General features: G+C 62.0%; 8 protein-coding genes. 7 read left to right on the forward strand and 1 reads right to left on the reverse strand.

The features are described 5' to 3' along the window. The first annotated feature begins 1 nt into the window (after position 1). Positions 2-391 (forward strand): hypothetical protein, encoded by a 390-nt coding sequence (locus AUJ55_05855; protein OIO58005.1) that lies wholly within the window; start codon positions 2-4, stop codon positions 389-391. 27 nt (positions 392-418) lie between these two features. Beyond that, complete coding sequence (locus AUJ55_05860) at positions 419-874, forward strand: hypothetical protein (GenBank protein OIO57992.1); 456 nt, start codon at positions 419-421, stop codon at positions 872-874. A 165-nt stretch (positions 875-1039) separates the two neighbouring features. Here AUJ55_05860 and AUJ55_05865 read toward each other — a convergent pair whose 3' ends face one another. Beyond that, positions 1040-1828: a type I methionyl aminopeptidase gene (locus tag AUJ55_05865; GenBank protein OIO57993.1), complete on the reverse strand. Its 789-nt coding sequence runs from the start codon at positions 1826-1828 to the stop codon at positions 1040-1042. 156 nt (positions 1829-1984) lie between these two features. Here AUJ55_05865 and AUJ55_05870 point away from each other — a divergent pair, with 156 nt between their 5' ends. The 5 genes from AUJ55_05870 to AUJ55_05890 all read left to right on the forward strand — a co-directional run bounded on the left by AUJ55_05870 (position 1985) and on the right by AUJ55_05890 (position 9012). After that, entirely contained in the window at positions 1985-2275 is a 291-nt protein-coding gene (locus tag AUJ55_05870) for a co-chaperone GroES (GenBank protein ID OIO57994.1), read from the forward strand. A gap of 51 nt (positions 2276-2326) precedes the next feature. After that, entirely contained in the window at positions 2327-3979 is a 1653-nt protein-coding gene (locus AUJ55_05875) for a chaperonin GroL (protein OIO57995.1), read from the forward strand. 133 nt (positions 3980-4112) lie between these two features. Next, positions 4113-5273, forward strand: a complete 1161-nt coding sequence (locus tag AUJ55_05880) for a citrate synthase (protein ID OIO57996.1) — start codon at positions 4113-4115, stop codon at positions 5271-5273. Between the two features lie 798 nt (positions 5274-6071). After that, positions 6072-6935 (forward strand): hypothetical protein, encoded by an 864-nt coding sequence (locus tag AUJ55_05885; protein ID OIO57997.1) that lies wholly within the window; start codon positions 6072-6074, stop codon positions 6933-6935. A gap of 154 nt (positions 6936-7089) precedes the next feature. Beyond that, complete coding sequence (locus tag AUJ55_05890; GenBank protein ID OIO57998.1) at positions 7090-9012, forward strand: hypothetical protein; 1923 nt, start codon at positions 7090-7092, stop codon at positions 9010-9012. Positions 9013-9705: the final 693 nt, after the last annotated feature.

Genomic DNA, 9705 nt, shown 5'->3' on the forward strand with positions numbered 1-9705 from the left:
CCTGGGCGCCCTGGTGGTACGTACGACGACCGTGGGCGACCGGGCGTTGTTGGTCGTGGCCGCCTGTTTGGTTGTGGTCGCGGTTTCATGGGTGGTGTCGATGCCGGTCGGGGCGGCGGTTGAGGTTTCGGTGGGGGGCAAAGTCGTGCAGACCTTGTCGCTGGCTGCCCCGAGGGCGCTCGACATCCCCGGCCCCCTGGGCGATTCAGAAATTGAGGTCGCCTCGGGCCGCGCCCGCTTTGTCGACGGCCCCTGCCAACACAAACTGTGTGTGCGCCAGGGCTGGGTTAATCGGGTCGGTTCGTTGGCGGTATGTATTCCCAATCAGGTTATGCTCAGGGTGCTGGGCGATCCCGACGATCCCGACGCCATCGACGTGTTGGTGCGTTAAACCAAAGTGGGAAAGGGGAAAGTCCCCATGGGAAACGACATTCAAGAACGGTTGATTCAATGCGGCATCACCCTGACCAAGCCGCGTCGTTTGATCGCTGGGATTTTGTTCGGTAGCGACGACCACCTCGATGCCGAGGCGGTTTTTCAAAGGGTGCGTGAGATCGATCCCGCAGTCGGGTTGGCCACGGTCTACCGGGCGCTCAAACTGTTCGAGGAGCAGGGGCTGATCTTGCGGGTCGACTTCGGCGATGGCCGGGCCCGCTACGAGGTTGCCCCCCACGAACACCACGATCATCTGGTGTGTGTGCGCTGCCAGCAGGTCACCGAGTTCAACAATCCTGCGATTGAAATCTTGCAGCGGGAGGTCGCCGAGCGTTTCGGCTACCGCCTAGAGGGGCACCGCCATGAGCTCTATGGGGTGTGTCCGACCTGTCAAGCCAAAGAGGCTGCTAAGCGGAGAGAAGGGGCTGCAAACCCCTGAAAGTGAAGATTTTGTAATCTCAAAAAAAGGCGGAACTTTGTATTAGAGGCCTCTACTAAACGGATCCACGACGTAGCAAATCAGTTACTCACTGAGTTGTGGCGTGTTTCGTGGACTCCTCCTTACACTTGGGCGACCTATCGACGGATGGGTCGCCCATTTTTTTCAATCCTCAAGCCGCCGGGTCCGGGCGGTCGATTCTTCGGCCAGGGTCAGCACCTCGGCCCCAGCTTCAGTAACCAGAATGGTGTGCTCAAACTGCGCCGAAAGGCTGCGATCCCGAGTCACCACCGTCCAACCGTCGGGCAACACCTTAATGGGGGCCTTGCCCAAGTTGACCATCGGCTCGATGGTGAAGGTCATCCCCGGTTTGAGCACCGTCCCCTCGCCACGACGACCGTAGTGCAGCACCGTTGGCGACTCGTGAAACTCCCGCCCAATCCCGTGCCCGCAATACTCCCGCACCACGCTGCACCGGTTGGATTCCACAAAGCTTTGAATCGCTTGACCGATGTCCCCCAGGGTTGCCCCCGGTTTGACCTGGTCGATCCCGATCCACAGGGCGTGGTGGGCCACATCGGTGACATGGCGCCCCTTGGCAGTCGGTTCGCCGACGAAAAAAGTAGCGCTGGTGTCGCCATGAAATCCTTTGAAATAGACCGTGATGTCGACGTTGACGATGTCCCCCTTTTCAAGCGCCCGGTCGGAGGGAATGCCGTGGCAGACCTGCTGGTTGATCGAGGTGCAGATCGATTTGGGGAAGCCGTGGTAATTCAAGGGGGAGGGGTGAGCCCCCTTGCCGACGATCCACCCGTGCACGATTCGGTCGAGTTCGTTGGTCGTGATGCCGGGGAGCACATGGGGCTCGATCATCGCCAACGCTTGGGCCGCCAAGCGGCAGCTGGCGCGCATGTCGACAAGATCTTGAGGGGTTTTGATGGCGATTTTGCTCATGACGTTCGTTGGCGTTGGTCAAAAACTTCTTGGAGCCGACCGCCCTTGACGCTCCAGGGCGCGACACTATGATTAGCACTCGCTGGCCGGGAGTGCTACCACCCGGCAGAAATTGCCCGTTTAACCTGCATTCATCTGTTTGAAGGAGGAAGCTGTATGAGCATTCGTCCCTTGCACGACCGCGTGTTGGTCCAGCGTGTCGAGGAAGAGCAAAAGACCGCGTCCGGAATCATCATTCCCGACTCCGCCAAGGAGAAGCCGATTCAGGGCATCGTCAAGGCTGCCGGCAACGGCAAGGTCAACGATAAGGGCGAGGTTCGTCCCCTGGATGTCAAGGTCGGGGATCGAGTGATCTTCGGGAAATACGCCGGAACCGAGGTCAAGATCGACGGCGAAGAGTACCTGATCATGCGGGAAGAGGACATTCTCGGCGTCGTCGAGGGTTGATCTCTTTTCCCCCCACCACTGTTCAAATTCAAGTAACTGGAGGCTAACGCAATGGCTGCCAAAGAAGTGTTGTTCGGAGAAAGTGCCCGCGGCCGGATGCTCCGGGGCGTCAATGTCCTGGCCGATGCGGTCAAGGTGACCTTGGGTCCCAAGGGTCGTAACGTGGTTCTGGAGAAGTCCTTCGGCGCCCCCACCATCACCAAGGACGGCGTTTCGGTCGCCAAAGAGATCGAACTCGAAGACAAGTTCGAGAACATGGGTGTGCAGATGGTCAAAGAGGTCTCCTCCAAGACCTCCGATGTGGCTGGCGACGGTACCACCACCGCCACCGTGCTGGCCCAAGCGATCCTGCGTGAAGGCATGAAGAACGTGGCCGCCGGTTTGAATCCCATGGATCTCAAGCGCGGCATCGACCGCGCCGTCGAGACCGTGATCGGCGAGCTGAAGAAGATCTCCCGCCCGGTGAACGGCAAGGCCGACATCGCCCAGGTCGGGACCATCTCGGCCAACTCCGACGAGGAGATCGGCGGGATCATCGCCGAGGCGATGGACAAGGTTGGCAAAGAGGGTGTCATCACCGTCGAAGAGGCCAAGGGTCTTGAAACCACCCTCGATGTGGTCGAGGGGATGCAGTTTGATCGCGGTTACCTGTCGCCCTACTTTGTGACCGATCCCGAGCGGATGGTTGCCGATCTCGATAAGCCCTACATCCTGCTGTTCGAGAAGAAGGTCTCCACCATGAAGGATCTGCTCCCCGTGCTGGAGCAGGTCGTGCGCACCGGTCGCCCCCTGCTCATCGTCGCCGAAGATGTGGACGGCGAGGCATTGGCGACCCTGGTGGTCAATCGTCTGCGCGGTAGCCTGAACGTCTGCGCCGTCAAGGCCCCCGGTTTTGGCGACCGCCGCAAGGCGATGCTCGAAGACATCGCCATTCTGACCGGCGGTCGTCTGATTTCTGAAGACATCGGGGTCAAGCTGGAGCACGTCACCCTCGACGATCTGGGTCAGGCCGACAAGGTCACCATCGACAAAGAGAACACCACCATCGTCGATGGGGCAGGCGACGAGGCGGCGATCCAGGGCCGCATCGCCCAGATCCGCAAGCAGGCTGAGGATGCAACCTCCGACTACGACCGCGAGAAGCTGCAAGAGCGTCTAGCTAAGTTGGCTGGCGGTGTCGGCGTCATCAAGGTTGGGGCTGCGACCGAAGTCGAAATGAAAGAGAAAAAAGCCCGCGTTGAGGATGCCCTGCACGCCACCCGCGCTGCGGTGGAAGAGGGGATCGTCCCCGGCGGCGGTACCGCCTTGATCCGTGCCTTGGCCGCCCTCGATTCCTTGGTCCTCGATGTGGCCGAGCAGAACGTCGGCGTGACCATCATCAAGCGCTCCATCGAAGAGCCCCTGCGTCAGATTGTGAAGAACGCCGGTGGCGAGGGTTCGGTGGTCGTTAACGAGGTCAAGAACAACGCCAATCCCGCCTTCGGCTTCAATGCAGCCACCGGCGTCTACGGCGATATGTTCGAGATGGGCGTGGTCGATCCTACCAAGGTGACCCGTACCGCTCTGCAGAACGCCGCCTCGATTGCCGGCTTGATGATCACTACCGAGGCGATGGTTGCCGAGCTGCCCAAGAAGGATGCTCCCGCCATGGGCGGCGGTGGCGACATGGGCGGTATGGGTGGTATGGGCGGCATGGGCTTCTAATCCCAACCGCACCAGTGCAGTTCCAAAAAAGCCCCGGCCGCAAGGCCGGGGCTTTTTTATTGCAAAAACGGCAGGGTTGCCGCGGCGTATCGAAATGGGGAGGCTGTTCGTCCCATTTCATCGAGGAGGCGCCATGTCCACCATCGAATACCGTCCCGGTCTTGAGAAGGTCCCCGCCGTGCAGTCCTCGATCAGCTTTGTTGATGGGGGTAGCGGCATCCTCGAATACCGGGGGATCCCGGTCGAGGTGCTTGCCGAGGAGTCCTCCTTCCTGGAGGTCGCCTACCTGTTGATCTTCGACCGTTTCCCCCGCGCCGACGAACTGGCCCGCTGGGAGGCCGACATCCTCTACCACCGCAGGATCAAATGGCACCTGCGCGACATGGTCAAGTTGCTGCCCAGCACCGGCCATCCGATGGACGCCATTCAGGCGCTGATCGCCGCCACCGGGATGTTCTATCCCATCAAGGACATCGCTCAGTACAGCCAGGAGCGCTTCGTCTACGAGGCGGCGATCCGCTTGCTTGGCAAGCTCCCCACCCTGGTTGCCACCTTCGCCCGCATGCGGGTCGGCTACGATCCGGTCCCCCCCCGCGACGACCTCGACCATGCCACCAACTTCTTGTGGATGCTGCTCGAAGAGGATCCCCAACCCGAGGTTGCCAAGGCGTTCGACGTCAGCCTGATTCTGCACGCCGAACACACCATCAACGCCTCGACCTTTGCAGGGCTAGTCACCGCCTCGACCCTGGCCGATCCCTACACCGTGGTCTCCGCCGCCATCGGAGCGCTGTCGGGGCCGCTGCACGGCGGAGCCAACGAACGGGTATTGGGGATGCTCAAAGAGATCGGCACCTTGGAAAACGTCGAGCCCTATCTGGTCGGCAAGCTGGAGCGCAAAGAGAAGATCTGGGGGCTGGGGCACCGGGTCTACAAGGTCAAAGATCCCCGCGCTCGGGTGCTGCAAAACCTGTTGGAGGGCGCGTTCGAGGCGGGAGGGGGCAAGGATCTGCACTACGCCATCGCCCAAGAGCTGGAGCGGATCGAGGGGACGAGCCTGGGGCAAGACAAGGGGGTGTGGCCCAACGTCGATTTCTATTCGGGCATCCTCTACCACAAGATGGGGATCCCCACCGACCTCTTCACTCCGCTGTTCGCCATTGCCCGTACCGCCGGTTGGCTGGCCCACTGGTACGAGCAGATGCGAGCCAATGTGTTGTTCCGTCCCACCCAGGTTTATACGGGTCGGCACGGGCAGCCCTATGTGCCGATGGGGGAGCGCAAGCACGTGTAGGAGCGCCGCCTCGGCGCGATAGGTTTTGGCTTTTCGGCCGTTCTTGCTCCGATGGATCGCGCCGGGGGCGGCGCTCCTACGATTGGGGGTGGTTGGGGTTTTGTTTGATGTGCCGCCCCGCCCCCCCCACAGGGCGGTAGGAGCGGCTTCCCGGCGCGATAGGTTTTGGTTTTTTGGCAGTTCTTGCCACCGTTGATCGCGCCGGGGGCGGCGCTCCTACGAGTGGAGGCGGGGTTGAGCGGTTGGGGTTGTAAGGGATGTGTTCCCCCGTTTGTGGCGATGTTTCGTGCGATCCCTTTGTTTCATTGGGCCGGTAGGAGCGGCTTCCCGGCGCGATAGGTTTTGGTTTTGTGGTCGTTCTTACCCCGTTGATCGCGCCGAGGGCGGCGCTCCTACGAGGGGAGGCGGGGTTGAGCGGTTGGGGTTGTAAGGGATGTGTTCCCCCGTTGGTGGCGATGTTTCGTGCAACCCCTTCGTTTCATTGGGCCGGTAGGAGCGCCGCCTCGGCGCGATAGGTTTTGGTTTTGTGGCGGTTCTTGCTCCGATGGATCGCGCCGAGGGCGGCGCTCCTACGAGTGGGGGTGGTTGGTTTTTGTTTAAGGCGCCGCCCCGCCCCCCGCAGGCCGGTAGGAGCGCCGCCTCGGCGCGATACGAAGAGGCAACGCGACGCGATTCGATCCAGCACCCCGACAAGGTGAGGTGCGATCGTCACACCAAGTCCCCGCATCCTTTCCTCTCCCGGTCATCCTGCCTAACCTGTTGTCATCATCCCCCCATTCAAGGAAAGAGGACCGCCCTATGCGCCCTACCCCTTTTTGGTTCGCCGTCGCCATCGCCTTGATCGCCCTTCCCGCCTGGGCGGGCTCCTCGACCATTGTCGAAGCCGAGGGCAACGCCTGCATGGGCGACGATCTTTCACGCAAGCAGACCGAAACCCAGGCGATGGCCGACGCCAAGCGGGTGGCGGCGGAATCGGCGGCGACCTATGTGCGCAGCCAGAGCGAGGTTGAGGACGCCATGCTGACCAAGGATCTGATCGCCGCCTACTCGGCGGCCCAGGTGACGGTCTTGGAGGTGCTGCAAAAGGGGTGGTATCGCGATCAGGCGGCGGGCGATTGCTTTGGGATGCGGATCCGCACCGAGGTTACCCCCGACGAGGCGGCCATTGCCCGAGTGGCCAAAAAAGCGGGCGGGGGTGGCATTGACGACCCCACCGCCCCCTTGGCGGTGAAGGTTTGGACCAGTCAAGAGCATTACCGCCCCAGCGAGCGGATGCAGATTTACCTCAAGGGCAACAAACCCTTTTATGCGCGGGTGGTGTACCGCCAGGTCGATGGTGCCCAGATTCAGTTGCTTCCCAACCCCTACCGTGGCGCCAACCATTTTCAGGGCGGGGTGGTGTATGCGATTCCCGGCGACGGTGACCGTTTCGATCTGGATGTTTCCCCCCCCTTCGGCAAGGAGTCGGTATCGGTCTACGCCAGCACAGCCCCCTTGGGGGAGGTGCCGACCCAGGAGGCGGGCGGAGTCTATGTGGTTGAAGGGGATGTGGGGGTACGCAGTCGAGGGATCAAGCTGGTCGCATCCCAGGGGGGGAGCCACACGACCCCCGCTGCCGTCGAATTCGCCGAGGAACAGGCCGAGATGACGACCGGGCCGTGAGGGCGATCACGCCGGGGGCGGTGATCGAGGCGGGATTGAAGTGGCAATGCCGCCACCCCCGGCACACCCCTCTCTCCCGCCGTTCCCATCCCCATAGCATCGTTTCATCCCAAGATTTGAGCACGGTGGACATATTCGAACAGGAGCATCGGCAATGAAGGCTTTCGCACAATGGCTGGCTGTGGCAATGGTTGCAGCGGGGTTGTCGTCTTCGGCTTGGGCCGACCGAGGCATCACCATCAGGGGGCAGATGGAGCAGCAAGCGGGGGTCAAGGTGGGGGCCTACCGCGCTCTGGTCATTGGTATCGACGATTATGTCGATCCCAACATCCCCGATCTGCAAACCGCAAGCGCCGACGCCAGGGCGGTGGCCGAGTTGCTTAAAAAGAGCTATGGCTTCACCGACGTTACCCTGTTGCTCGACCGCCTCGCCGATGGTTCCAGCATCCAAAAGCAGTTGCGCCGCTTGGCCACCACCAGCCGCCCCGACGATTCGGTGCTGATTTACTACGCCGGGCACGGCGATCTCGACAGGGTGACTGGCGACGGCTGGTGGATCCCCGCCAGCGCCACGGCGGGCGATTCGTTCACCTACATGGACAACGCGGTCATCCAGAAATACCTCAAGGCGATTCCGGCCCGGCATGTGTTGCTGGTTTCCGACAGTTGTTTCTCGGGCACCCTGTTCGGGGCCAGCCGGGCGATGCCCGAGGTGATCGACGACAAGTACTACGCCGCGATGTTCAAGGAGCGCTCCCGCTGGGGGATGACCTCGGGAAATTTAACGCCGGTGGCCGACGGGAGCTCTGGGGGGCACTCGCTCTTCGCCGGTCAGTTCATCAAGGCGCTGCAAGGCAACCTCCAGCCCTTTGTGACCCCGCGCGAGATCTACCAACGCATCGCGGCGGTCATCAGCAACAACTCCGACCAGGTGCCCCAGGCCAATCCGATTCGCAATGTGGACGACGAGGGGGGAGCCTTCGTCTTCATCCGCAGCGACGGCGTCACCGCCGCCTCCAGACCGTTCCCTGCCGGGACGGCCGATTCGGGCGGCAATGCGATGGAGTTGGCCTTTTGGAACGCCATTAAAGACAGCGCCGATCCGGCCCAATTCAGGGCCTACCTCGACCAATTCCCCAATGGCACTTTCGTTACCCTGGCGCGGCTCAAGGCGGGCAGTGCGCCGCACGTCGAGCCTGCACGAACCACCTTTGGCCTAACCATCGCCGCCACCCCTTCCGATGCCCGCATCCGCATTCTCAACATCGGCCCCGCGTACCAGCCCGGTATTCAGTTGGAGCCGGGGCGGTACCACATCGAGGCGAGCCGTGCGGGGTATTCGACCCACACCGAATGGGTCGAACTGGGTCGCAGCGACATGACTCATGGCATCGCCCTGGATCAAAGGGGCATCGAACTACCCGAGATGGTCGTCATCCCCGCCGGCAGCTTCACCATGGGCAGCAACGATGTCGATGACGAGGAAAAGCCGGTGCACACGGTGCAGATTCGCCGTTTCAAGATGATGACAACCGAGGTGACCCAAGCGTTGTGGGAGGCGGTGATGGGGAGCAATCCCAGCAGCTTCAAGGGGGCGGACCGCCCCGTGGAGAAGGTAAGTTGGGACGACATTCAAATCTTCATTCGCAAGCTGAACCAACACAGTGGTCAGCATTTTCGGCTGCCGAGCGAGGCGGAGTGGGAGTATGCGGCGCGGGCGGGAACAACGACGCGGTGGAGTTGGGGGAATAGCGATTCGGTTGCCGGGCAATACGCTTGGTACGACGGTAACAGCGGCGACCAAACCCACCCCGTGGGGCAAAAAAGCCCCAACGGTTTTGGGTTGTACGACATGCACGGCAATGTTTGGGAGTGGGTCGAGGATCGCTACCACGACAATTACAACGGCGCCCCCGGCGATGGTTCGGCTTGGACCTCGGGATCTTCGTTAAGCCGTGTGTTGCGCGGCGGCTCCTGGTACAACCTACCGAACAACCTGCGTTCGGCGAACCGCTTCAGGGACAATCCCGACTTCCGGAGCACCAACTACGGCTTGCGTCTGGCCCAGGACTTTTAACCCTTTGCTCTTTTGACTTTTTCCCTTTTTTTGTAGGAGCGCCGCCCTCGGCGCGATGGGTTTTGGATTCCGGGCGGCAACGCCGCCCGGCGATTTTTTTGGGGGGGGCATGACGCCGGAGCGCGATACGACGCCTCAGGCGGTGGATCACTGCCACCGCCTGCTGGCCTGGATCATCCCCAACATCGATGGTTCGTCCGTCTCCCCCCGCAGGCCGGTAGGAGCGCCGCCCCGGCGCGATAGGTTTTGTTTTTTGGCCGTTCTTGCCCCGATGGATCGCGCCGAGGGCGGCGCTCCTACGGGTGGGGATGGTTGGTTTTTGTTTAAGGCGCCGCCCCGCCCCCCCGCAAGGCGGTAGGAGCGCCGCCCCGGCGCGATAGGTTTTGTTTTTTGGCCGGTTCTTGCTCCGTTGATCGCGCCGGGGGCGGCGCTCCTACGAGTGGGGATGGTTGGGTTTTTGTTTGATGCGCTTCCCGGCCCCCCCCGCAAGGCGGTAGGAGCGGCTTCCCGGCGCGATAGGTTTTGGTTTTTGGTCGTTCTTGCCCCGATGGATCGCGCCGGGGGCGGCGCTCCTACCATCATCAATGGAACACCCTCAACGCCATGGAGGCGCCCATGATCCCATCCCCCACCCGCTGGCGGGGCCACGCCCTGCGCACCTACCGCTTCTCCGAAGCCCACCGCCTCTACCAC

The organism is Proteobacteria bacterium CG1_02_64_396, from assembly GCA_001872725.1.
In the GTDB taxonomy this organism is placed as follows: Bacteria; Pseudomonadota; MNWR01; order CG1-02-64-396; family CG1-02-64-396; genus CG1-02-64-396.